Below are 23,206 nucleotides of genomic sequence, written 5' to 3' on the forward strand. Positions count from 1 at the left end.
CATCAAGGCTTGACGGCGATTCCCCATGGGAGGCGGCCGACAGGCACGGATTTCAAGACGTCCAGCTTTGCGACATCGATGACGGAGACATCATTCGTCAGGCCGTTCACGGCATAAAGCCGGCTGCCGTTGCCATTGAAGGCCAGCTGCCAGACGCGCTGGCCGACAAGCAGATAGCGTTTCACTTCATAGGTCGCCGTGTCGATCACGGCGACCCTATTGGCGCGCCCGAGCGCCACGAAGGCCGTCTTGCCATCCGAGGTGAAACGCACCCCAACCGGCGTAATCAGCTCAGGCCTGATGCCTGGAATATCGAAGCCGATCTTATGGATGACCTTACGGCTGCCAGACTCAATAATGGAAACCGTTCCGCCAATTTCCGACGAGACCCAGATCTGTTTTCTGTCCGGCGTGAACTCGGCGATCCGCGGCCTGGTGTCGACGAGCACATTGGCGACCACTTTCCAGCTCTGCGTATCGATGAAATGCGCCATGCTGGTCGATTCGGAAACGTCCACGACAATGCGCCCGTCGTCGCTCACCGCGAGCCCTTCCGGCTCGATACCGACAGGAACGCGTGCGATCACCTTGCCAGTCGCTTTCTCCAGAACCGTGACCATCGAGTCGTTTTCATTCGACACATAGACAATGTCGCCGGACGGCGACAAGGCGAGTGTTTCCGGATCCGGACCGGTCTCCATCGTGCCGGTCACGCTCAGCGTCTCGGTGTCTATGATCGTAATGTCATCGGCGTCACCGTCGCAGACGAGCACCTCGCGATGATCGGGTGTGATCACGATGCCGCGTGGCCGCTCGCCGACGGGAATTGTCTTGATGACCGCGAGTGTTTCTCCATCGAGCACGGTCACCGTATTGTCGCGCTCATTGGTGATGAAGAGTTGGCTTGCCTGGACCTCGCCGGCAACCAGGCAGAATGCTGCCGCGGCCCAACCAAGAGTTCTTCTGTGAACGATCAAGGCGCGAGATGGCATTTCGTCTCCGGTTCATCAAAGCCGAGCGTATCCGTCAGAAATTTCTGATGCAGGAACCCCTCCTGAGGCGACATGGAGGTCACCATCAAGGCTTGCGCAAGCAGCACGGGCTGACGCAACTGCTGGTCCCATCGGCGAAAGGTCAGCCCCTCCCCCTTGAACCCCGCGACTTCGAACTGGTCCGACCGGAGAAAAGCACGCAAGTCCGCAGGTTCTGTCTTACCGGATCGGATGAATGCTTCGCCGACGATCCGTAAGGCGAGCCAGCCCGCGTAGTCGCGCTCGATCATATCGCGATGCGCGAAAAGCTTGAAACGATGCTGCATCTGCAAAGCCGAATATTCCTGAAAGCTCGGATGCCATGCGGTCGCGACCAAGCCCTGAGTACCGGCGATCGGTCGCGCCTCATAAGTATTATAGGGAAGATAATCGCCGAACTGATCGGCTTCGTCCGCGACGATGAGCACGTCATAGGACGGTGCGTTTTGAGTCGCGAGCGGCATCTGGGTTTGGATCTGCTGAAACCCCGTATCGACGCGCCGCGCACCGGGATTATAGCTATAGCTGCGTTCCTCGACGATCTTTCCGCCGAAGCGCGAGGAGGAGCGCCGCATGGCCGCGGCATAGGCCTCGTCTTGCACGCCTACTCCCTTCAGCAAGAACCAGCGTCTCCAGCGTTTCAATATCAAGAATTGCGCAAGCGCGTCGGTGCGCATCGCGCGGCTCGGCAGTAAGTGAAACACATTACGCCGGCAATCGTCCTGCCGCAGATTGTCGTCGATCGTTCGCGCATCCAGGATGATCGCGTTTGCCGCTTCCGGCAAATCGGCAAGAGTCAGGAGATCAGCCGAATTCAGATCGGCGACAATCATCGAAGGCTTCGTCGAAAGCACCTCGCGCGCTCTAGCGGCAATGTCGCCATCGGCTGGAACCGTCACGACATCCAATACATATTGCCGTCCCAGAAACTTGCCGGTGATATTGATCTCTTGCGCTCCCAATTTCGCGCCGGCCACGCCGCCGTCCGTCGGAATGGTCTGCATGAGCGAGAGCGGCTGCGTCTCCTGATAGGCCTTGCCGAAATAGACGACGTTTGCGGTTATGCTTTTGGGTGTCTCATCGGTGTCCGACGTCGGGCTCATCGCGGCGTCAGGAAGGCGATCTTGTGCTCTCACATCAAGCGCACAGGTTGGCAGTAGGCACTGCGAAGACGCCACCCAAAAAAGTAGCGCCTTCGCATGCACGTTCAAACCTGTGGCCACGGATGCTACCAATTCACGCGATCCTGAGAACCCGAATAAAGCGATCGAACGAAAGCCATAATCTTGAAAAGCTCATCGTCGCTCTTGATAATTTCGCCAAAAGGCGGCATCGGTGCGACGACTGTTTCTATACCAATCCTCACATAGCCTTTCTTCTGAAGACCTTCCGAACCCAGCGAGATCAAACGAAACAGCGTATCGTCATCGCTCCCATAGACCCAATTGTCATTCTTGATCGAAGGACAAATTCCGCCGCCGCCGCCACCGCCGTGGCAACCATTACAACTGGAACCGAAGAAAGCTTTCTTACCGGCTTCGATCATATCAGGCTGACCCGTATAAGGATTATGGATCGTGCCGATGGGCGCCGATGCAACGATTTCAAGTGGCGGCTTGCCCGTCACTTGTGAAACCGGAGCCGATACGGAGGGGCTTTTGCTCATATCAGAAGCGGATGGCTGATGAACGTTAACTGGACCCACAGGTGCGTCATCGGCATAGACATGGAGCGGCGCGAAGAGAAGCGCAACGGCGAGGCAAAGCTGTTTAATCATTCTGAAACGATATCCTTGTTGCGGTGGTGTCTTTAGGTGCGGCGATAACCCATCGATGAGATGGTCACTTAGGCGCCGTCTCTGCGAAAAGATCGAGCGCCCGAATCGCAGATCCATTTTCGGCTTTGGCCGCGATCTGGCGGGCCGTCTCACCATCAGCCGATTTCATCCCCGGCTGTGCGCCCGACTGAAGCAGCAAACCGATCATCGGCGCATTGTCGTGCGCAGCCGCGATCATGAGCGGGGTCACCCCCTCGCTCGAGATGGCATTCACGTTGGCGCCATGACTTAGAAGTTCACGAGCAATGTCCATCGAGTTGAGTGTTTGCTGTAATTTGTTAATGCGACTTTCCGGCGGCGGTTCGCTTGCCGCAGCCATCAGCGGCGTCAGCTTCTTTTTGCTGACAGGCAGATCGACCTTAGCTCCGCTGTTGATCAATGCTTTGGCAGCATCGAACTTCTTTTCTTCGATCGCAACGGCGAGCGCCGTAAAGCCTCCTGGCGCGGTGGAATCGACGTTGGTACCCTTAGACAAAAGCAGTTGAATGGCCGCCACATCATTGCGTAACACCGCATGAAGAAGAGGTAACCAGCCGTCGCTGTCGGGGATATCCACCCTAGCGCCGCGTTCAAGAAGATATTTTGATGTGTCGAGCGAGCCAAGCCTGACGGAGGCCGTCAGCGGCGTATAGCCCTGCAGATCCTTCTTATTGATATCGGCACCTTTTTCTAGAAGAAAGCCGATCCTTTCATTGTCCGAGGCAAGCACGGCATCGGCAAGTTCTACGTTGACGTCAGCACCGTCTTTAAGCCAGGTTTCAAGACGCTCGCGGGTAACTTCCGGCTTTTCGCGATGCAGTTTTGCAAGTTCTTCAGCGGAGATCGTTGGCGCTGAATAAATGCCATGAGCTTTGATTGTACCCGAGATTAGACAGTCCGAGCATTCGATCAATGGCACACCATAATCATCCAGAATCTTCTTGATCTCGTCACGATGCTTGTTGAGCGCGTTCTCTATCGCGTATTTTCTCACTGCATCTGTCTTTCGCACACCGATCGCCATCTCGAATTCCATCGGGATGATGTCGTCCATGAGATTTGTTGGTTGGAGCTTGAGAGGCGCGCCTTGCGCTTTTACCCAGCCGGCGAACGGGCCCCAAACGCCAGCGACATCGAGCTTACCATCGACGACCTCCTTGACCTGCCACCAAGGTTGATGGGACTCGACGAGATCACCGTCGTGGCTAACCTCGTGAACATGGACGTTGGAGACGACACCATGATTTGCCAGAGATTGGCGAAGCGACGACAACTCATAAACACCGATCTGCAATTTATGCAGAAGAGGGTCTGAGAGGCCGCTGAAATTGTAATTATCGCTGCTGCGTGACGCCAACACATAGGTCGATCCATAGATCGGAAATGTGGTCAACGCGGATTCGTAATTGTAAGGAACATCCATCAGGATATCGCAATCATTCGTGTCGAACGTCTGCCGGGTTAACCCGCGCTCAATGTATGGACGCCAGAAATACGTCGCCGTGGTGCCGAGTGCTTTGGCTATCACGTTAGCGATCTTGTTTTCGAATCCTTCTTCTTTGATGTTCGAAAACGGCATGTCGCCTGGATCGGCACAGACGCGAAATGACGTGTAGTGCGCTGTACGTGCGGCAGCCTTCGCCGCGTCGCGCTGGACCTGAGTATAGTCATCGAACTCCTTATTATTCGGTGCCGCCTGGGCGAAGGCATGGCTCACAGCCCCGAGGCAGATGAAGATGGCGAATGGCAAACGCAATGTGATTGTCTTCATGCGGCGGAGACTCACTTAACCGAAGGTTTAAGACGTTGAATATAAAGGCAGACCTGCGGAAAGCACGTGGCTTTCCGCAGGTCGCGTTCAAACGCTTGATGTTATTTCTGAGCGGATTTTTCTGGAATGCGGAAGGTATAGAGCGTCCCGCCTTGCGGAATTTTATTGAACCCGCCAACTTTCGTCAGAGCAGTCGATCCAATCGCTCCGAACTTATCGTCGAGATCGAGACCGGCAACGGCCGGTAGACCGATCCATCCGCCGATACCGGCGAAGACTGAGACATATTGGTGTCCCTTGACCTTATAGGTAATCGGGTTCCCCAGGATGCCGGACCCGAGTTTGCGTTGCCAAAGCACCTTGCCGTTTTCGCGATCGACGGCCCGGAAATCGCCGTTCAAGCTCCCGTAGAAAACAAGGCCGCCATCGGTGTTGAGCGTGCCGCCCCAGTTCGGATAGGCGTCCGGGATCTCCCAGTCCGTCTTGCCCGTGAGCACGTCAAACTTCTTTAACTTGCCCATGACGCCGGGCTTTTCAGGATACATGTACACGTTGGCGAAGACATAGACCGTGCCTTGCTGCGTGTGAGTCCGCGCCTGAGGTTCGTCCTCCATGCACCAATTATTGGTCGGCATATAGAACTTGGTCGGATCCTTGGGATCAACCGAGCCGGGCTGCTGATCTTTGCCACCCATGGCAGAGGGACATGCTTGCGTATTGACACCAATCTTGAAAGGCGAATGCTCCGGTACCTTCACAGGACGGCCAGTCTTCAGATCGACTTTCTCCGCCCAATTCACAGTCACGAATTTATTAGCCCTCAAAAGCGTACCATCGGAGCGATCGAGCACATACGCAAAGCCATTGCGGTCGAAGTGAACCAAGGTCTTGCGCGGTTTGCCATCGACGTTTGGCATATCGACGAGAATGTTTTCATTGACGCCATCATAATCCCATTGGTCGAATGGGGTCATTTGATACGCCCAAACCACCTCGCCTGTATCGACCTTCCGGGCGAAAATGGTCATCGACCATTTATTGTCCCACTTGCCGCTGTTACATGCTTCTTGCGTGTCTTCACCGCAACGCGTGGTCGGGCTCCAATTGCCCGGATTGCCAGTCGAGGCATAGACGAGTTTCAGCTCAGGATCGTAAGAATACCAAGCCCAAGGTGAACCGCCGCCACGCTTCCATTCGTCGCCGGGATAAGACGACATGCCGATGTCATGGCCATAAGTGCCATGCTGGGGATTGGCTTTATTGGTATCGGGCGTCATACAGACGTCCTTGTCCGTGCCATTCGACTGACACCGCCATACAAGCTTGCCGTCCGCCAGATTGTAAGCTTCAAGCCTGCCGCGTGCCGCGAATTCGTCACCACCAAATCCCACGATCACTTTATCATCGGCGATCAATGGGGCGCTGGTGACGGTCTCTCCGTGTTCTGGATAGGCATGTTTGACGACCCAGTCTTCCTTGCCGGTCTTCGCATCCAAAGCGATCAAGTAACCGTCCAAGGTGTTGAAAAGAACCTTGCCGTCGGCGTAATTGACGCCGCGTTCGACTGTATCGCAGCAGGCGCGCGGAACAGCGCTTAGATCGCGATCCGTGTCCTTCTTATAGGACCAAACCTGAACCGGGTTGTCCGGGTCCGACAGGTCAAGAGCTTGGACGATATTTGGCCAAGCACTCACAAAAAACATCATCGGCTTGCCGTCGATGTCGACGACGACCGGCTGGCCTTCATGACCGCGCAATGCGCCCGTCGATTGCGACCACGCCATCTGCAGGTTGCCGACGCTTTCCTTGTTGATCTCCTTAAGATCGCTGTGACGATCGAGGCCGAGGTTTTGCCCCATAGCCGGCCAAAGATCCGGGTTTTTGCTGTTCTTCATAACTTCGGCGTCGGACGTCGATACCTTCGATTCAGCTTCTGAAGGTCCGACGACAGTCATGCTGGTGGCAGTCGGCCCCATATTGCTCGTGGCTGCAGAACTCGATTCCGCCTGCGCAAACACTGTCGTGGCAGCCAACACCAAAGTCGCGGCGGCAGCATGTCCGATCAATGTATGAGCTACTTTTATTCGCGTCTTCCTTGTGAGTTTCATTCCCGTCTCCCATCCCGTTCATTATCTGATTGTTGAAGAAAGGGGCCAGGCGCCGGGAGGTAATGTCCTGGCCCCATGCTCTACGCAGACCGAGGTCTTGACGAGACACGCCCTAAGCATACCGGCGGCGTAATAGATGGCGATGGCCCGCCTTCCCGATCTATTTGGGAAAGCTTCCCGAGCAACGGATATTTTGGATATCCCGTTTCCGATTACTGTCTTCTTTGATTGAACTTTCAGGCTTCAGCCGAGCAAATTTCCTGCACGGGGAAGATTATGACTTCTAGGAATGGATCAGCCGCCCGATCGCAAGCCATCATCTTTGGAAGATGGAATCAGCGCGCTGCAAGCCTGGAAAAAGAGAATGCAGACCGAACCCAACCGATCGTCAAAATGCTTGCCGGTTGGCGGGCTAAAAATGCTCCGAGCGCTTTATTGCTCGCGCATATCATAGACGAGGCGGATGAGATCGACGGTGCGCTCGACTCCGAGTTTTCCCTTGATGATGCTGCACGTATTGGCAACCGTCTTATAGCTCACGCCGATCGCTTCGGCGATCGCGGCAAGCGATTTGCCCTCGCCGAGCAAGCGCACGATATCGACTTCGCGCGTCGACAGTTTCTGTAAGGGATCGTCTCCTTTATATTGCGAGATGACGATTTGCGCGGCGATCTCACGTTCGACGTAGCGGCCGCCTGCCCCGATTTCGCGCACGGCCGCCATCAGCTCCTCTGCCGATGCCGTCTTGCTGATATAGCCCCGCGCGCCCGCCTTCAGCGTCCGCGCGACATAGATCGGCTCCGAATGCATGCTGAGAACAAGAATCCGCGCCGCGCGGTTTTCAAGAATGAGGCGACGCAGCAATTGCAGCCCGCTCGAATTCGGCAGATTGAGGTCGAGCAGAACAAGATCCGGATGTTCCGCCTTATAAATCGCCACAGCTTCATGGGCCGAGCCTGCTTCATGGACGCTGGTGTCCGGCATCGTGGCCAGGAGGCGTCTGACACCTTCGCGAACAACGACGTGATCATCGACAATCAAAATCTTCACGAGACATACTCCTGGCCGATGTCGTCTTTCAATGGCTCAAGCGGGAGTTTGGCGGAGATCGTGACGCCTTTTTCTTCCACGCGATTCTCGACCGTCAGCGTACCGCCGACCGCTGCTACCCGTTCCCGCATGCCGGTAATTCCGAAGCCGAAACCCTGTTGCGACACGCTCAGGCCCTCGCCATTGTCGGAAACCTCGACGTCAACGGCCGCGTCCCTCGTACTGGCTTTGATCGCTATCCAGGACGGATGGCCGTGGCGGAAGGCATTGTTAAGACCCTCCTGAAAGATACGATAGATCGTCGCATCGAGAGCCTCGCCAAATGTCTCCTGGCTCAAACGAACCTCGATATGGACATCCGGACGGCGCAGGTTCCAAAAGGCAACGAGATTATCGACCGCCGGACCAAGTCCGAGATCGAGGAGAATGGCCGGCCGCAGCTTTCCCAGCATGGATCGCACATGCTGCTGCATCTCAGAGACGGCACCGCGCATGGAATCGAGATGGATACCAATTTTTGGATCCAAACGAGCCGATTCCTGCTTCTGAATGGCGGAGATATCTATGCTCAATGCGAAGAGCAAAGGGCCGATTTCATCATGCAGATCGCGGGCAAGATCGGTCCGCTCTTCTTCTTGCATGGTCGCAAGCTGGACTTCAAGTCTGCGATTCTGACCCTCCATCATGGCAAGCCGCGCGACCATATCGTTGAAGCGCTGCGCGAGGACGGCGAGTTCCCGCGGCCCCTTCTCATTACATCGCTGACTGTAATCGCCGGCGCCCACGCTGGCAAAAGCGACCGACATTTCATCTAAAAAATGGAAGGCGCGGCCGAGCATCCAATAGATCAGGCTCAAGACGAGGATGCAGAAAATCGCTAGAATCGCCAGCGTAACGAAAATATCGCTCCAGACTTCGTCGATCTCATTATGGGAATCCGTCTCCAGGAAAATTGACCCGTAGTGCGCAAAGGCCGGCGGCAGTTGAACCCAGGCCGTCTCAGGCCGGCGCGCAATGAAGTGATTGAACCAGGCCGGTGCCGGCTCCGTGGATTCAAGCGGCTTCGAGGCAACAATGACATTGCCGTTGGTATTCAAAAAAGATGCGCGTAGATGACGGTTGCCGTCGAAATCTTCGATCAGCAATTGCAATTGACCCAATGGATCGGCGTTATCCTCGACGTCATCCGTCGCATTCTGAACCATGCGAATACCGACATCGAGCGCGGCACGCATCTCCTCATCGACTTTATGAACAGCGTGCCAATAGACAATCACGCTGCCCAAGACGATGCTGACGACAAGGATCAAACCGATCGAAAGTATGAGACGAAGACGCAAGGACACTTTGCTCACTTTTCGCCTTCACGATCCTAAAAGCCATTGCTCCATAAGAAGAGCCAGACTTCGACTCTATCCTAGAGATACGATGTGAGCAGCATGGAAAGGTCTCGGTTTCTTTCCTATGTTTCTCGAATAGTCAGGAAAAATTCCCGATAGACAAAAGCGAGCGGTCGTCGAATGCGACGCTCTAGCCTTGCGGTGTCCTGTCGTCGCTCTCATGTGTGGGTCTATCGGACGCCGGGCTTCGCTTTTTTAAAATAGACGCGCATCCGGCTCAGCAAAGGCATCATTGCATAGACCAAGACGAGGCAGATCAGGCCGAAGGCGGCAAAAAGCGGACGCCGATCCAAGAGGACTTCTGTCTTGTGCGGGGTCGCCGCTTTTTGAAGCGCATCGCGCAAGGCGCTTTCGTCGGCAAGGTGGCTATAAGACAAGCCCGTGTTATCGGCCAATTCCGTCAGATAGGCTTCGCGAACGGAAGAGAGATGTTCGCTCCCTCCTCCTTTCATGGCGCCGAAAGGTGCATTGCGCGGATTGTAGCCTTCGCGATTTTCAGAGCCGGCCGGTGCCAATCCGAAGCGGCTTTCCTGCAAGACATCGTGCTCGCCATAGAAGCCGGTTTCGCGGCCTTGCTTATCGAATTTCGGTATAGGAGACAGTTCATATCCGCCAACGCCGACGATCAGCCCTTTGATGGTTCCGGGCTTGCTTTCAAAAGCCGGACGGCTGACGGGCGGCAGCGGCGGCGCCTCCTGACCGTCCGTCATGAAGACGAGATCCGTGTGAAGATCGGCTGCGAGTGCGATGGCCCGATCGAGTCCCACCGATATATGGCTGTCGCCGTCCCAGGCCTCGCGCCAATCGAGCGCGGCCATCGTGCCGTCAGGCGCGGCAAAATTCGCGCAGACCTCGACCGGATCGAAGAGCAAGAAAACGCGTCGCTCTGAAAAAATGCCGAGGGCCAGATGCGATTGGCACGGTAGGTTTGCCAGCATCTGCCGAAGCGCCGTTTTGACGAAATCGAGCCGGCTTACGGGCTCTCCCTTCACCGTGTAATCCCGCGTGTTCATGCTGCCGGTGATATCGACGACGACAAGCAGATCGAGCGCGTTGCGCGTGCCCTTGATCTGCGGGATCGCCAGCGCCGTCAAAAAGAACAATGCGCAGGCCAGAAGCAACCAAAACCGTGCGTCCCGATAGGTCGCCCCGTTCACGGCTCGCCTCGCGGCAGGATCGGCAGCTCCGTCCAAAGATTTTGCGGGTCGCGCCGTCGCTCGTCCTCGCCGGATCGGCGGAATGCCGGCATATCGCGCACGAGGCGCGAAGCCACGTCGAGATTATATCGTGCGTCCCAAAGCTCGGGATCAAGACGCAAAGCCGCCTTATAATCTTCGCGCGCGAGGTTGACGATCATCTCGGCGGATTCGAGATCACCGCCTTCGATCTTGTCGAAGGCCTGCTTCAGCCGAGCATTGGCCATATCGTAATGAAAGATGGGCCGGAGAGGATTGGCCTTGCCGCGATCGAAAACATCGAGCAAGGGCTGCGCCTCGTCGATACGGCCGCGTTCGAGCAAGAAATAAGCACCCGCGAAGATAAGTTCAGGGGCCGCGGTCAGGGGCACGTCGGCCGCATGCCCTTCCGCAAGAGCGCGAATGACCCGATTATGCGCGGCATCGATCCACCAGAACAAGCCCGACGTCACACACGCCGCCGCCAAGAGCACCAAAAGCACAGCAAGACCGAAAGATCTGATGCGGCGCCACAGGTCGGCGAGCTGAGACACGAAAGTCTTGGCCCATATCGCTCTCATGACCGGACCGCCTCTTGCCGGCGGAACCGCAGCTGCACGAAGCCCGTCTCCGCGAGCTTACTGAGGACAAGGATTATGGACGCGAAGCCCGCGACCAGATAGGCCAAGGCCGATATATCCTTGCGTGGCACATGCTCGAAATAAGTGATCGGCCGCGTTTCGAGATGGTTGATCTCAGCCATTGCGTCTTCGATCGCTTGCGGACTATCGGCTTGGAAAACCCGATAGGTCACGCCGAGGCTTTTGAAGAAAAGATCCATATGCCGTTCGGGCTTGGTATGGGGTGAATCCTCCTGCCCGGCCGGCGGCGGGTCGAAGACCTTTTCGGCGCCTTGGGCGCGCAGGAAAAGCCAATAAAGATGAGCATTTTGCTTGCGGAAAGCCTCCTTCAAGTCTTCCTGTAATTTGTGTTCGAAAAAGCCGGCTCCGCCATATTCGCCATCGGAGACGAGAAGAACGGCGGGCGAGCTCGCGGTTCCATCTTCCGCGATCATCCGCAGCGCGAGCTGAATGCCAAGGCCTACATTGGTGCCTTCGATGCCCGGCCGCATCAATCCGTTGACGGCGGCCTTGACGGCATCGCGATGGTCCGAGATCGGCAGAACGAAAACTGGCGCTGTCGAAAAGGCGACAACGCCGAATTGATCATATTTGCTCTGATCGACGAATTGCCTCAGAAGCCGTCCGGCGATCTGCGTCTTCGATTCCTGGCCTTCTTTGGCCTGATCGTCCGCGAGGGTGAAATCCATGCTCGTGCTGCGATCCATCACGATAACGACATGCGCGCCTTGACCGATCCGCTTGAGACTTTGGCCAAGCCGATAGGGTTGCGCCAAGCCGATCACGGCGCTGGCGATGGCAAAAGCCGCGGCTAGCCGCAGCACAAACTCGAGACATCGCGATAGGAAATCGTCAGGGACCGCATCGAAGGACGGAAAAGCCGTAAGGCGCATCGCCGTCGTCACGATGGGGCAAAGAGCGAGCGGCAAGAGCCAAAGCCATTTCGGTTCCGCGAACCAGATATTCATGCCGATCGTTCCGCATTTGCCAGCCGCTCGCAAAAGGCCAGAAGATCGGCCTGCGAGAAATCCGGCGTTCCCTCGAGGAGCTGGTCGCCGAAGAAAACCCGATGCGAACTTGAGAAGAAGCGCTTGAAGTCCGGCTCCAACCGGCGAAAGGCCGGATGGCTCTCCAGAAAGCCTCCAAGATCGCCGCTGAGAATCGTGTGGCCGCCGCTTTCGTCAATCGCGCGATGCAAGATCAGCAAAGCGCTTTTATAGGCCGGGGCCGTCGTGCTTCCGCGCGAAAGCTGATGAATCCGCCGCGCAGCGAGCGTGAAGGGTCGGTGGGGCCGTGCCGCGAAAGGCGGCCAGGCGCGGTCATAGGCCAAAAGCGCCCAGGCGGCGAGCGCGGCAAAGCCGAAACCCAACGTCCGCGTGCGGTCTGCGCGAAGATCGATGTGCCGCGGCTTTACATCGGGACGCATGTAATCGCTGCCCGATTCCCGCATCGCCGGTTGCACCTCCCGCAACGCCGAAACTTCGATCCAAAGCGGTGGCACAATGGTTGTGGCCGTTTGATCTGCGGAGACGAAGGACAATGAGAAGCCCGGAATTTCAAGACGCCTTGAATCGAGCGCCGCATAGAAATTCTGATAGGTGAGATAAAGACGATAGAGCGTCGTGTTTCCGCGAGATGTGCTCTCGGTCCTCGTGCCGACAAGTTCGAGCCAATAATTGAGCTGGCCAACCTTTGGGATAGAAGCTTGATTCAGCGTGAAGCCGGAATCGGCCGTGATATCGACTTCGCTCTTGATAACATCTCCCAGGAAATAGCCGAAAGGCCGCGGCGTAATCATCTCGACCGATCTTATCTGCGCCGTCGCGCCTGTCATGGCGGAGAGGATCAACAGGAGGCAGAAGATCGCGCGCCGCATGTCTGGGACTCATGTCGTGAGAAGATGACGTGACAGACGATCCGCATCGAGCCGATCAATCAATTCGAAAGGCAGGCGTCCGTAGCGTGAAAAGAGGCGGCGCAAGGCCTGGCGGCGTCCAGAGGCCTCATCTAACCAGCGGCGCCGCAGGCTGGGACGCATGAAGATGAAGCGCTTTTTGCCGCTTTCGAGATCGCGCATCTCGATAAGGCCAAGGCGCGGCAGATCCGTCTCCTCCGATGAATCCGAAACGACGATCGGCGCCACGTCATGGCGGCCCAGAGAACGCAGCACTTTTTCGACTTCGGCTAATGGCATGCGGAAATCGGAGATCAAAAAAACAAGGCTTCGCACAGCGCCAAGATAATCGGCGGCCTCGGCGAGGCCTTGCGCACCCCTGCCGCTCAGCGTAAGGCCCGCGAAGCGCTGTTCGAGATCGCGTTCAAATCCCTTCCGCCGCGTGGCCGGAAAGAAGAAGTCTTCACGAATATGCTCATCACAGCCGATGACGCCGAACCCATCGCCGAGCCTATGCGTGGATCGCGCCAAGGCGAGGCAAAGACGCGCGATGAGATCTTTCTTGCGCGCCATGCCCTCGAAGCTCATCGAGGCGGACAGATCTATGACGGCATAGACCGAAATCGCGGTCCTCTGCTCGAAGCGCCGCACATAGATCGTCTCGTACGGGTCGCGGACGGTCGTATTGATGTCGATCCGGCGCGGGTCCGGATAGCGCAGATAGGGCACTTGATCGTAGAAGCGGCCGATACCGCCGACGTCGCGCCCGCGATGCGCGCCGATGGCGACACCGGTCGCCTTGCCATGTGGGCGATAGGTGATCTCGTCCGCGTCGGTCACGGCACTGGCACCTTGGCGAAGACCGCGTCGCAAAGCTCATGCGCGAGGTTTTGGCGGCGAAGTTCATAGATTGGATCGAGAAAAATCCGGTGCCCGACGATCTCGATGAATATGTCGCGAATATCCTCCGGGATCACCATGTCGCGTCCCGCAAGCCAGGCATGGACGCGTGCGGCGCGGACAAGAAAGCTCATACCGCGCGGACTGGCGCCGCCTTGCACAAGCCGGTCCATATCGATATCGGGCAAGCTGATCCCGGTGGCCGCGGGGCGGTGCAGACCTTGCCATAGAGCCAAAACGTAATCTTCGAGCGCCTTGCTCGCATGAATATTCTCTTGGATCGCCTTGGCGACGGAGCCAAGCTCACGATGATCCAGGACGCCTTCCTTGATCGTCGAAATGAGAGCATCCACATCATGGAAACGCGGATCGAAGGCAAGCCGGCGCCGAACCTCGGGATCATCCGGCGTTTGGACGCCGATCTCCATGAAGAAGCGATCGCGGGCAGCCGCCGGAAGCTCGAAGGTTTCCTCTTTCTCCACCCTGTTGCGGTCGGCAAAAACCTGGAGATAGGGAAAATAATGCTCGCGATTGAAGGCCGTGATGCTGGCTTCGGCCATCAATCGCAAAAGCAACGAATGGACCTGCGGACGGGCGCGGTTGATCTCATTGAAGAAGAAGACCGAGAGCGCTTCGCCGGACCGCAGCACCGGCCCGGCATCGACGCGTGGACGTCCATCCTCCGCGAGATAGGTATGATAGACGAGGTCGCTCGGCATCAGGTCGATCGTGCCTTCGACCCGTTCGTAAGCGCCACCGATCGCACGTGCAACGGCGCGCAAAAGCGTCGTCTTGCCGACGCCGACATCGCCTTCAAGCAAAACATGCCCGCGTGCGAAGACGGCAATGGTTACAAGCTTGATCACGCGTTCCTGGCCAATGACCACGCGCGCCAGTTCCGCTTGGAAAGCCGTTGCAAGCTGCCGCCAATTGTCCAGAGTCGTACGCGTGTCGCGTTCCAGCCGCATGGCGACGAGGGACTTTCAATAATGTCAGGAGATGCGCGACGAACGAGCTGATCTCGGGGCTCTAGGCCCGCGATCTCGCATCATTCGCCGCGCCGGGATGCCTATTTTCGATTGCGACGCCGGAGACAGAGTCTACCCGACTACTCCGGGATTTTCGCCACGTCGTAAACGAATTTTCCGGATTTCTTGAAATAGTCGACGCGCTTTTTATTGCGCTCTTCCATCTGACGCTCGGAATCCGCTTGCTTTGCGATCTCTTTCGGATCGTGTTTGGGATCATATTTCGATCCGGCGATCTTTTCCGGATAGCCGGGATGGGGTTCCCAGCAATTGCCTGGCGCCTTGCAATGCTGCCCGTCATAGGCAGAGGCCGCAGCCGTCATTGAAAGCGAAAATAGCGCCGCCGCACCGCAGGCGAAGATCGTATGGTGCATTGAATGAGTGTTGAACATCTTTTCCTCCTTTTCACGCTTTATCCGATGACCTGCGTCATCCTCTTTTGCGGATCCATCAGGCTAGTTTGGAAGCGCCTTGCATTGACCCGGAGTATTAGGGATCTTCTCTTCGTCCCCTTCTTTAAACGGCTTAAAACTCTTCTTCTGCTCGGCCGTGAACCAGGTCGCGTCTTTGACATCATCCTTGTAGAGATGACGCACCCACGCGATCACCTGCAGCATCTCGTCGAGCGTCAGATCAAGGTAATGCGGACCCATTTGAGATCGCGCACCGCCGAAGACCGTTTCGAATATGCCTTGGTCCGTCTGGTTCTTCGGGTAGGTCCAGTAATCGTCATTCAGACCGGGACCGATCTTGCCTTCGGCGAGATGCCCATGACAGCCGGAACAGGCCGTCAGGAAAAGACTCTGACCATTCCTCAAGCAGCTCGGATCTTCGAGATAGGGATCGCGTCCTGTTTGAAGGAACTTCTTCACGCCGTCCGTATCGCGGCCATCCGGCAAGGCATCGTCCAAATTCAAAGGCTCTCCCGTGACCGTATTGCGCAAATCAAGAGCGGTCGGCGGCGCTGCCGCCAACACTGCCGTCACGATCCCCCCAAACAATCCAGCTTGGATCGCGACCCATAGTTTTTTCTTCATGTTTCTGAAAACCCGCCATTTCTTCTTTGTGGCATTCCGTGGTGAAAATTCTCGTCAAGACCGCTGATCGAGCAAGGGAACGCCTTCCTCTTTCAGGATTGCTTCGATCTTGGGCCGCGCCTTGACGATGGCCTCGTTGAGCTCGCTCAACAACGCGCTGTCGTCCTTGCGAACGCCCATCGATTGGTCGAACTGCTGCGGGACCTTCAGCCCGTCGTCGCGGACGCTGTTGTCTTCGATCATCGTCATGCGCAAGGGCGTCGGAGATGACTTGACGTAACGCGCGACCTCCGGCGCAAATGCCGACGCGAGATCCGCGTTGCCCGATGCGACCTCGCTCACCATTTTGGACGGATCGACCTGCACATATTGATTGCGCGGCGACTTGAAGCCGACAAGAGAAAAGACATAGCTTATGTCTTGTTCATATTTACCGATCTGCTTCAGCATCACCTCCGCGGGAGATCCAAACCCGAAAGCGATATGATCGAGCTTTTCGATCTTCGGATCTTTCCAGGATTTGATCGTCAGATTGCGGTCTGCCCGCGAGAGGAACACATAGCCGGTGCGATAATAGGACTTCGTTGTCAGCACGCGCTCATCGCCCGTGTCGAGGCCGATGATGACATCGCAGGCCTTCTTGTCGAGGAAGTCGCGGACGAGATAAATCGCCGGCTTGCTGGCCCACACGAATTCCGGCTTGCGTCCCATCGCATCTGCGACGGCGACACCGATCTTATTTTCAAAACCCGAACCGTCGGATGATGAGAAGGGCAATTGCTGCGTCGCTGCGCAAATCCGCAAAACCTTGGCGTCGGCAGGGGTGGCATCGGTTGCCACGCGCGGCGCAGGTGCCGGGGCCCCGGGGGCAGCCGGCGCGAAAGACGCAGCCTGAGTGAAGCTTATGAGGGCCGATGCAAAAAGCCCCAGGCATGAGGAAGCCGCTGTCGCGATCATTGGTGTGGTTTTCATGATGGCACCCTCTGTGCGGGAATAAGGTCTGACGATCTTTGCGCTTCATTGCGAAGATGATGCGCAATGAAGCGCGAGGATCGGCTCACGACCGGGTTCGAGACCCGGTCTTCGATCGAAGAAGAAGCGTTCTGCCGGGATGCCATGAAACGGGGAATGGCATGAGAGCCCCGGCAGAACGTGAACTTGTGGCCTTAATTGGCGCGGATGACCTTCGTGTCGTATTCGTCGAGGTTCACGTCGTCATACGGGCCCTGGCCGTTCAGCGAGAAGACCAACAGACCGCCGCCTTGCTGCGTCCATTTCTGGAGGTTCTTGAAGGCGCCGACCGCACCCAGGCCCGCCGTCGGATCCTGCAGGTCGAAGACGAGACCGACACCCGGCCAGCCGCCCACGCCGTAGTAGATCGCGACATATTGCACGCCCTTATGCTCGTAAGTGATCGGATAGCCGATCGCACCCGAGGGCATCTTGAACTTCCAGAGAAGCTCGCCCGTTTCGCTGTTACGCGCCTTGATGTAGCCGTCGAGCGTCCCGTAGAAAACGAGATTCCCCGCCGTCGCCATCGTACCGCCCCAGGCCGCGAAGCGTTCCATCACCTGCCATTTGAAGGATTTCGTCAGAGCGTCATAAGCTTTGACCTGTCCAAGGCCGAGATAGTTCTGCCGATCGCCTTTCGGGCCGGGATACATGCTGAGCGTCGCGCCGACGAAGAACTGACCGGCGCGATAGGGCAGCATGAAGGGCTCCCAATCCATGCAGATATGGTTCGCTGCGATGAAGAAGAGCTGCTTCGTCGGATCGTAGGAATCATGCGCTTGATCGTGATAGCCCATGGCCGACGGACAGACGTCCTTGGCCTGATGGTCCATGCGGGTACCGTATTCAGGATCGCGGATCGGCTGGCCGGTCTTGAAGTCGACGTCCTTGAACTCGTTCATCGTGTCGTCGATCTTGCCGACCGTGAAGAGATCGCCCTTTTCGCGGTCCAGCGTATAGATGAAGCCGTTGCGATCCGGATGCGTCAGGAGCTTATGGACCTTGCCGTCCTTATCCTTCTCGTCGGACAGGAGCATATTGTTGACGCCAGCATAGTCCCATTCGTCATGCGGCGTCTTCTGATAGCCGAACTTCGCCTCGCCACTATCGACATCGCGGCCGAAGATCGTCATCGTCCACTTGTTGTCGCCAGGCCGCATCGTCGCATTCCAGGGCGACGGATTGCCCGTGCCGAAATAGACGAGGTTGGTGCCGGGATCATAGGCATACCAGCCCCAATTGGTGCCGCCGCCGATCTTCCAGGCGTCGCCTTCCCAGGTGGCAAGCCCAAGGCCCGCCTGCCCATATTGGGGGTTGTGAATATTGAAGTCCTTGCCGAGCAGCATCTCCTTGTCGGGACCTGTCGCATAGGCGCGCCATTTTTGCTCGCCTGTCCGGACGTCATAGGCCGTGATGTAGCCGCGCACGCCGAGTTCGGCGCCCGAGGAGCCGACAAGGACTTCGTCCTTAACGACATAAGGCGCGATCGTCAGCGTCGAACCGACATGAATGTCAGAGTTTTCGACCTGCCAATAGAACTCGCCGGTCTCGGCGTTCAAGGCGACGACATTGCCGTCGAGCTGATTGTTGAAGATCAGCGGAGGAGTCTTGCCGTCGCCAGGCCAATAGGCGAGACCGCGATTGACGAGGTCGCAACAAGCAACCGAACGCGCGGCCGGATTTTGCTTGGGCTTATACTGCCAAAGGATCTTGCCGGGATTGTCGAGATCGAGCGCGAAGACATTATTCGGAAACGGCGAATTGATATAGATCTTGCCGCCGACGACAAGCGGAGCGCCTTCGTGACCGTTGAGAACGCCTGTCGAGAAGGACCAAGCGACCTTCAATTGCTTGACGTTGGTCGTATTGATCTGCGTATCGGGGCTATAATTGTCGGCATCGTAAGTGCGCGCCGGCATCACCCAGTTTTCGTTGCTCTTCGACAGTTCGATGAGCTTGTCGTTGGCCATGGCGACGGGCGCGCTCAATTGCAGAGCCGCGGCCGCCGCGACCAGCGACACCGACGTTAAAAATCTACGCTTTACGGGTATGTTTTTCATTGCCTGTCCTCACGTTTCCCACCCAACATCGTCCTTTTCACGCGGAATACTGAGGTAAAAGCCTCATCTATTGCGTGAATAGACACGATATACGAATATTTCTTATATTTTATATTATACCGTCTATCAGAAGCACAGGCTGTGCTTGTATATGCGTAGTATCGTTTAATAGTGAATAAATTCAAGAACTATTAATCTTATATATATTGGAAGTAGTCTTCATGTATTTCAGTATTTCAATCAGATTTTGGAAGAACTCTCTTTTTATTGGAAGTTGTCCAAAAGCGCCCAAGGCGAAGCCCTGCGCGTCCACGCGGCCTGATAGCGTCGCCAAAAATGGAGATTGAAAATCACGCCCAATATTGCGCTATGCGTCGGGCGGAAGGCTGTATAGGGACGATCGATAGGTGGCTACATTTTCGATCTGAGTTCCACGGCAAACTTGATCAAAGCAGAGCTCGTTGGGATCTTCAGTTTTTGCTTGATCGAAGCAACGGCATTGGCAACCGTTTTATATCCGAGAACAAGCTCGATCGATATTTCGGTCAGGCTTTTGCCGTCCCCAAGCCGCACGACGATCTGGCGTTCCCTATCGTTAAGCGCTCGCAGCGGATCATTGGCCAAAGATAGATTGACCATAACGAGTGTCTGCGCGACGGCCTGACCCAGATAAACCGAACCGGCGCGGACCTTGTCGATCGCCATGAGGATCGTGTCAGGATCATCATTTTTCGTGATGTAGCCCGACGCACCTTTTTCCAGGGCCGCCGTTACGAAACTGGCTGTTTCGTACATGCTGAAGATGATGATCTTGGCTTCCGGGTTGTCGCCTAGCAGCTCAGAGATGATATCGAAACCGCTTGCGTCCGGTAGCCCGACATCAAGCACAATGACCGGTGGCAAAAACTCGCGGTTAAGGATCAATCCTGCTTGAGCCGAACTTGCCGCGATCATGTCAAGATCTTCGCGCCGGTTGAGGATACGCTGGCAACCGTCCCTGACAATCGGATGATCCTCGACGACAAGGACTTTTATCTGTTCGTGCATGCCACGCCCATTCTTCAATAACTCCATGAATTGACCACCTCATGCGACCTGAATGTCAGCTTGCGCGCCGCATCTCGGCGTCGATGACCGGGATGACGGCTTCAATCAGCGTTCCGCGGCGCTGAGCATTTGAAACGGTGAGATGGCCACCCAGCTTGCGAACGCGTTCGGTCATGCCGAGAAAGCCGAAGCCAAACTTGAAATCCTGGGGCAAGCCGATTCCGTCATCTGAGACAGAAATGAAAATGCGGCGCTCCGCCCGCATCCTCACGGCGGCCGGCGCGCAGGATCCGTGTCTGCAAGCCATCACGATATGCACTTTCTTCGCCATTGAATGGCGAGCCACATTGGTCAGGCATTCCTGCACGATTCGGTAACTTGTGAGGCTGACGTCCTCGCTGAACGCGGCTTCTTCTTGCGGTGTCTCGAGCTCGCAGTCGAAGCCACTATGGGCGGACCGCCACGCCTCGACCAGATGATGAAGCGCGCTGTAGAGCCCCATCTGATTGAGGGTCACCGGCTGGATTCTCTCGAGAATGCGATAATTGTGCTTTTGGATGGAATCGGCCATCGACGAGATGGCTTTCGCGCGCTCGACAATTTCTTGTGCACGTATTTGACCACCTTTTTTCGTGACGGCTGCTTCGACGATGCAAGACGCAGCCGCGCGAATGCCGAAGAGCGAAGCGCCGAACTCGTCATGAAGCTCGCGCGCGAGCTCCTTTCGTTCGGATTCCTGGATCGACATAAGGCGATCGATCAGCAGCCGCTTGTCCGCTTCCGTCCGGGCCAGAGATTTTGCAAGCAAGTTGAACTGCTCGCCGACCCGCTGAAGTTCGGCCACGCGCATATCGGCGACGCCGTCGAACTGACCGCGTTGCAAGCGGTCGAGCCCATCGACAAGCTCATGAAGCGGTTTCAGCGTATGGCTCGCCGAAAGCCAGATAAGCGTGACGATGCCGACCGAGATCGCAGAGAGAAGACCGACGAGAAAGACCAGCTCTTCCCAGACTTCAGCCGCCTCATCGCTCGGCTTGGTCCACATGACGAGCTGCCCATGCGGCTGGCCGTGAATGAGGACCGGAAAACGTTTTGCAACCCGCTCCGGCTCGAACCAGTTTAAGAACCAGGCCGGCGCTTCCTTGGCCGCGGGCGTCGCGACAGATTGCACCGCGGCCATGTTCGGATCGGCCTTGTATTCAACTCTTATATGCCTGACGTGAACAAGTTCGGTCTGCAATTGTCTTAAAGCGGCATCGGGATCGGGCGCCACCTCGACATTGTCGAGCGCATATTCGATCAGATGGCTGCCGATCGTGATGCCCGATGCGGTTTCCAGGGCGATGCGATCGCGCGCGTCATAAAGCGTTACGCCAGTCGCAACGGCTATGCCCAGCAACAGGAAACACGGGGGAATGAGGATGAGCCTCAATCGCATGGAGGCTGAGGCCGTTTTGAAGTGCAACATCATTGGCATTCCTCGACCCTTACGGGCTTTCTCTCGGCATCAATGGTTTCGACCACGCTTTGGAAGACTGAAAAAATCCATTTTTTTAGGAAACATTCCAATATAAATCGTATTTTTTCTCGTAAAATGTAGAAATAAACTTGGACATGGCCGTTGTTTATTCAAAACTCTATTGCTAAGCATCTTGCCCATAAGTCTTTATGGAGTAAAGGGCTAGATGAATACGCTTTATGGACTGTTTCCGCCGCCGCGCAGTCGAGCATTCGCCCTCTGGTCACTTGTCTGGATTTTTGTCGCTTCGAGCATCGCGCCGATACAGGCGCACGGCCCGACTCCGAAAAAAATCGACAAGACGATCGAAATCGCCGCGCCGCCAGCGGCCGTGTGGGCGTTGATGGGCGACTTCGTGAACATTCCGAAATGGAATCCGCTTGTCGCCGACAGTAAGCCGCGTTTGGACGAGACAGGCAGCCAATTGCGCGTGCTGACGCTGAGGAGCGGCGGCGAAATCATCGACGGCATCACCGAATATGATGCGGCCAAGATGACCTATTCCTACCGGCGTGCCGACGAGGACGTGAAGGCTTTCCCGGTCAGTTCCTATACGGCAACGATCCGCCTGACGCCCACGGCCGACGGCAAGACGGACGTCGAATGGATCGGCCGTTTCTATCGCGGCGATACAGGAAACGAGCCTGCCGAAGGTCTTGACGACGAGTCCGCCCTCAAGGCCATGGACCAATTTTTCGATACAGGTCTCAATAATCTGAAGCGTTTGGCTGAGCAAAAATAATGCGGGCCTCGCGAAGCATCGTAGCTCTGCTCATGGCTTCGATCGATATCTGTTTGCCTACGAACGCGAAGGCCCAGACTGTTTATGTCATCAGTCAGTCTGGCCATCGTCTGACGGAGATCGCTTCAGCGGAGACCCCGCCCCAGACGATCGATTTGCCGCTCGGCCCGGTCAATATGGCAGCCTCTTGCGACGGCCGCTTTCTGTTCGTCACGCATCCCGAACTGCGAAAGATCAGCGTCGTCGATCTCGCACAGAGAAAAGTGCGATCCGTCTTGCCCTATCCGGGCATGCCCTTCGGTATCGCGAGCGATGCCGATGCGACGCATATTTTCGTCACGGATTGGAACAGGGGCGTCGTTTCGCGCATGGATGTGGCGAACGGCAAGATCACGGCGGAAACGAAAACCGGCCGCTCGCCCGCCCATGTCGTTTTCGACCACGGCCGCAACCGGCTTTTCGTTGCCAATCGCGAAGATGGAACGGTCAGTGCGCTCGACGCGACGTCGCTTGCAATCGTCGCGACAATAAAAGTCGGCAAGGCGCCGTTTGCTTTGGCCTTCTCAGCTTTGGCGGCGCGGGTCTATGTCGCAAATGTCCAAAGCGACGACATCAGTGTGATCGATGCGCGAAGCCTGCATGTGCTGGCCACGGTGCCTGTCGGCAAAATGCCTTATGGTGTTGCTGTTTCAAGCGACGGGAAGAAGCTTCTCGTGACAAGCCAGGCGGAAAACGACGCCGTCTTGCTTGACGCTGAAACGCTCGCGTCGATCGCCCGCATCAAGACAGGCCGCTATCCGGAAGGGGCCGTTTTCGATGCTTCGGGTCATCGCGCGGAGGTCGCGAATTGGTTCTCGGATACGGTTTCCGTGCTCGATCTCGATCACGCCGTTGAGGTGCAACGGATTCCGGTCGCGGAAGGCCCGCGCTATGTCGCTCTTGCCCCTGCCCCCAGCCTCTGCCATGCGGATTGAGC

The 23,206-nt window shown here is 56.6% G+C and carries 21 protein-coding genes; 2 read left to right on the top strand and 19 right to left on the bottom strand.

Features of this window, described 5'->3' with window-relative positions; all coding sequences use genetic code 11:
• Positions 1-2: 2 nt before the first annotated feature.
• The 19 genes from A3OQ_RS0114945 to A3OQ_RS0115040 form a co-directional block, all read right to left on the bottom strand.
• Positions 3-992 (bottom strand): PQQ-dependent catabolism-associated beta-propeller protein, encoded by a 990-nt coding sequence (locus A3OQ_RS0114945; RefSeq protein WP_020176218.1) that lies wholly within the window; start codon positions 990-992, stop codon positions 3-5.
• Positions 974-2,134, bottom strand: a complete 1,161-nt coding sequence (locus tag A3OQ_RS0114950) for an ABC transporter substrate-binding protein (RefSeq protein ID WP_020176219.1) — start codon at positions 2,132-2,134, stop codon at positions 974-976. The genes A3OQ_RS0114945 and A3OQ_RS0114950 overlap by 19 nt, the downstream gene beginning before the upstream one ends.
• A 125-nt stretch (positions 2,135-2,259) precedes the next feature.
• The gene (locus A3OQ_RS0114955) at positions 2,260-2,925 is read right to left on the bottom strand and encodes a c-type cytochrome (RefSeq protein ID WP_244427160.1); all 666 of its coding nucleotides are present in this window, start codon (positions 2,923-2,925) and stop codon (positions 2,260-2,262) included.
• A complete protein-coding gene (locus A3OQ_RS0114960) occupies positions 2,873-4,618 on the bottom strand; it encodes a quinoprotein dehydrogenase-associated putative ABC transporter substrate-binding protein (RefSeq protein ID WP_020176221.1) in 1,746 nt (581 codons plus the stop codon). Before A3OQ_RS0114960 ends, A3OQ_RS0114955 begins: the two co-directional genes overlap by 53 nt.
• 101 nt (positions 4,619-4,719) lie before the next feature.
• Positions 4,720-6,726: a methanol/ethanol family PQQ-dependent dehydrogenase gene (locus A3OQ_RS0114965; protein ID WP_244427161.1), complete on the bottom strand. Its 2,007-nt coding sequence runs from the start codon at positions 6,724-6,726 to the stop codon at positions 4,720-4,722.
• A 432-nt stretch (positions 6,727-7,158) separates the two neighbouring features.
• Positions 7,159-7,776: a response regulator transcription factor gene (locus A3OQ_RS0114970; protein WP_020176223.1), complete on the bottom strand. Its 618-nt coding sequence runs from the start codon at positions 7,774-7,776 to the stop codon at positions 7,159-7,161.
• Positions 7,773-9,131, bottom strand: coding sequence for a histidine kinase (locus A3OQ_RS0114975; RefSeq protein ID WP_051116045.1), 1,359 nt, complete (start codon positions 9,129-9,131; stop codon positions 7,773-7,775). Before A3OQ_RS0114975 ends, A3OQ_RS0114970 begins: the two co-directional genes overlap by 4 nt.
• Before the next feature lie 215 nt (positions 9,132-9,346).
• Positions 9,347-10,333, bottom strand: a complete 987-nt coding sequence (locus A3OQ_RS0114980; protein ID WP_026595852.1) for a vWA domain-containing protein — start codon at positions 10,331-10,333, stop codon at positions 9,347-9,349.
• On the bottom strand, positions 10,330-10,932 hold the full coding sequence (locus A3OQ_RS0114985; protein ID WP_020176226.1) for a hypothetical protein: 603 nt from the start codon (positions 10,930-10,932) through the stop codon (positions 10,330-10,332). Before A3OQ_RS0114985 ends, A3OQ_RS0114980 begins: the two co-directional genes overlap by 4 nt.
• Positions 10,929-11,960, bottom strand: a complete 1,032-nt coding sequence (locus A3OQ_RS0114990) for a vWA domain-containing protein (protein WP_020176227.1) — start codon at positions 11,958-11,960, stop codon at positions 10,929-10,931. The genes A3OQ_RS0114985 and A3OQ_RS0114990 overlap by 4 nt, the downstream gene beginning before the upstream one ends.
• On the bottom strand, positions 11,957-12,868 hold the full coding sequence (locus A3OQ_RS0114995) for a hypothetical protein (protein WP_020176228.1): 912 nt from the start codon (positions 12,866-12,868) through the stop codon (positions 11,957-11,959). Before A3OQ_RS0114995 ends, A3OQ_RS0114990 begins: the two co-directional genes overlap by 4 nt.
• 9 nt (positions 12,869-12,877) lie before the next feature.
• Positions 12,878-13,726 (bottom strand): DUF58 domain-containing protein, encoded by an 849-nt coding sequence (locus A3OQ_RS0115000; RefSeq protein WP_020176229.1) that lies wholly within the window; start codon positions 13,724-13,726, stop codon positions 12,878-12,880.
• Positions 13,723-14,754, bottom strand: coding sequence for an AAA family ATPase (locus A3OQ_RS0115005; protein ID WP_020176230.1), 1,032 nt, complete (start codon positions 14,752-14,754; stop codon positions 13,723-13,725). The genes A3OQ_RS0115000 and A3OQ_RS0115005 overlap by 4 nt, the downstream gene beginning before the upstream one ends.
• A gap of 140 nt (positions 14,755-14,894) precedes the next feature.
• Positions 14,895-15,188 carry a methanol dehydrogenase [cytochrome c] subunit gene (locus A3OQ_RS0115010; protein ID WP_020176231.1) on the bottom strand — a complete coding sequence of 98 codons (294 nt, stop codon included), beginning with the start codon at positions 15,186-15,188 and terminating at the stop codon, positions 14,895-14,897.
• 81 nt (positions 15,189-15,269) lie between these two features.
• A complete protein-coding gene (gene moxG, locus A3OQ_RS0115015) occupies positions 15,270-15,851 on the bottom strand; it encodes a cytochrome c(L), periplasmic (RefSeq protein WP_020176232.1) in 582 nt (193 codons plus the stop codon).
• A gap of 54 nt (positions 15,852-15,905) precedes the next feature.
• The gene (gene moxJ, locus A3OQ_RS0115020) at positions 15,906-16,823 is read right to left on the bottom strand and encodes a methanol oxidation system protein MoxJ (RefSeq protein ID WP_040580125.1); all 918 of its coding nucleotides are present in this window, start codon (positions 16,821-16,823) and stop codon (positions 15,906-15,908) included.
• A 194-nt stretch (positions 16,824-17,017) separates the two neighbouring features.
• Positions 17,018-18,922 (bottom strand): methanol/ethanol family PQQ-dependent dehydrogenase, encoded by a 1,905-nt coding sequence (locus A3OQ_RS0115030; RefSeq protein ID WP_040580128.1) that lies wholly within the window; start codon positions 18,920-18,922, stop codon positions 17,018-17,020.
• Between the two features lie 411 nt (positions 18,923-19,333).
• Positions 19,334-19,996, bottom strand: a complete 663-nt coding sequence (locus tag A3OQ_RS0115035) for a response regulator transcription factor (protein WP_244427163.1) — start codon at positions 19,994-19,996, stop codon at positions 19,334-19,336.
• Between the two features lie 28 nt (positions 19,997-20,024).
• Positions 20,025-21,437, bottom strand: a complete 1,413-nt coding sequence (locus A3OQ_RS0115040) for an ATP-binding protein (RefSeq protein ID WP_161607346.1) — start codon at positions 21,435-21,437, stop codon at positions 20,025-20,027.
• Positions 21,438-21,654: 217 nt separating this feature from the next.
• Here A3OQ_RS0115040 and A3OQ_RS0115045 point away from each other — a divergent pair, with 217 nt between their 5' ends.
• Positions 21,655-22,230 carry an SRPBCC family protein gene (locus A3OQ_RS0115045; RefSeq protein ID WP_020176238.1) on the top strand — a complete coding sequence of 192 codons (576 nt, stop codon included), beginning with the start codon at positions 21,655-21,657 and terminating at the stop codon, positions 22,228-22,230.
• A 32-nt stretch (positions 22,231-22,262) separates the two neighbouring features.
• Positions 22,263-23,204, top strand: coding sequence for a YncE family protein (locus A3OQ_RS0115050; protein WP_161607347.1), 942 nt, complete (start codon positions 22,263-22,265; stop codon positions 23,202-23,204).
• Positions 23,205-23,206 lie beyond the last annotated feature (2 nt).

Origin of the sequence: Methyloferula stellata AR4 (assembly GCF_000385335.1) — a bacterium.
In the GTDB taxonomy this organism is placed as follows: Bacteria; Pseudomonadota; Alphaproteobacteria; order Rhizobiales; family Beijerinckiaceae; genus Methyloferula; species Methyloferula stellata.

What these genes read in the sequence shown, in the direction of transcription:
- A3OQ_RS0114945 (WP_020176218.1), bottom strand. Translation starts at nt 992, where the DNA reads ATGCCATCTCGCGCCTTGATCGTTCACAGAAGAACTCTTGGTTGGGCC.
- A3OQ_RS0114950 (WP_020176219.1), bottom strand. Translation starts at nt 2,134, where the DNA reads ATGAGCCCGACGTCGGACACCGATGAGACACCCAAAAGCATAACCGCA.
- A3OQ_RS0114955 (WP_244427160.1), bottom strand. Translation starts at nt 2,925, where the DNA reads ATGGATCTGCGATTCGGGCGCTCGATCTTTTCGCAGAGACGGCGCCTA.
- A3OQ_RS0114960 (WP_020176221.1), bottom strand. Translation starts at nt 4,618, where the DNA reads ATGAAGACAATCACATTGCGTTTGCCATTCGCCATCTTCATCTGCCTC.
- A3OQ_RS0114965 (WP_244427161.1), bottom strand. Translation starts at nt 6,726, where the DNA reads ATGAAACTCACAAGGAAGACGCGAATAAAAGTAGCTCATACATTGATC.
- A3OQ_RS0114985 (WP_020176226.1), bottom strand. Translation starts at nt 10,932, where the DNA reads ATGAGAGCGATATGGGCCAAGACTTTCGTGTCTCAGCTCGCCGACCTG.
- A3OQ_RS0114990 (WP_020176227.1), bottom strand. Translation starts at nt 11,960, where the DNA reads ATGAATATCTGGTTCGCGGAACCGAAATGGCTTTGGCTCTTGCCGCTC.
- A3OQ_RS0114995 (WP_020176228.1), bottom strand. Translation starts at nt 12,868, where the DNA reads ATGCGGCGCGCGATCTTCTGCCTCCTGTTGATCCTCTCCGCCATGACA.
- A3OQ_RS0115005 (WP_020176230.1), bottom strand. Translation starts at nt 14,754, where the DNA reads ATGCGGCTGGAACGCGACACGCGTACGACTCTGGACAATTGGCGGCAG.
- A3OQ_RS0115010 (WP_020176231.1), bottom strand. Translation starts at nt 15,188, where the DNA reads ATGCACCATACGATCTTCGCCTGCGGTGCGGCGGCGCTATTTTCGCTT.
- moxG (WP_020176232.1), bottom strand. Translation starts at nt 15,851, where the DNA reads ATGAAGAAAAAACTATGGGTCGCGATCCAAGCTGGATTGTTTGGGGGG.
- moxJ (WP_040580125.1), bottom strand. Translation starts at nt 16,823, where the DNA reads ATGAAAACCACACCAATGATCGCGACAGCGGCTTCCTCATGCCTGGGG.
- A3OQ_RS0115030 (WP_040580128.1), bottom strand. Translation starts at nt 18,922, where the DNA reads ATGAAAAACATACCCGTAAAGCGTAGATTTTTAACGTCGGTGTCGCTG.
- A3OQ_RS0115035 (WP_244427163.1), bottom strand. Translation starts at nt 19,996, where the DNA reads ATGGAGTTATTGAAGAATGGGCGTGGCATGCACGAACAGATAAAAGTC.
- A3OQ_RS0115040 (WP_161607346.1), bottom strand. Translation starts at nt 21,437, where the DNA reads ATGTTGCACTTCAAAACGGCCTCAGCCTCCATGCGATTGAGGCTCATC.
- A3OQ_RS0115045 (WP_020176238.1), top strand. Translation starts at nt 21,655, where the DNA reads ATGAATACGCTTTATGGACTGTTTCCGCCGCCGCGCAGTCGAGCATTC.
- A3OQ_RS0115050 (WP_161607347.1), top strand. Translation starts at nt 22,263, where the DNA reads ATGGCTTCGATCGATATCTGTTTGCCTACGAACGCGAAGGCCCAGACT.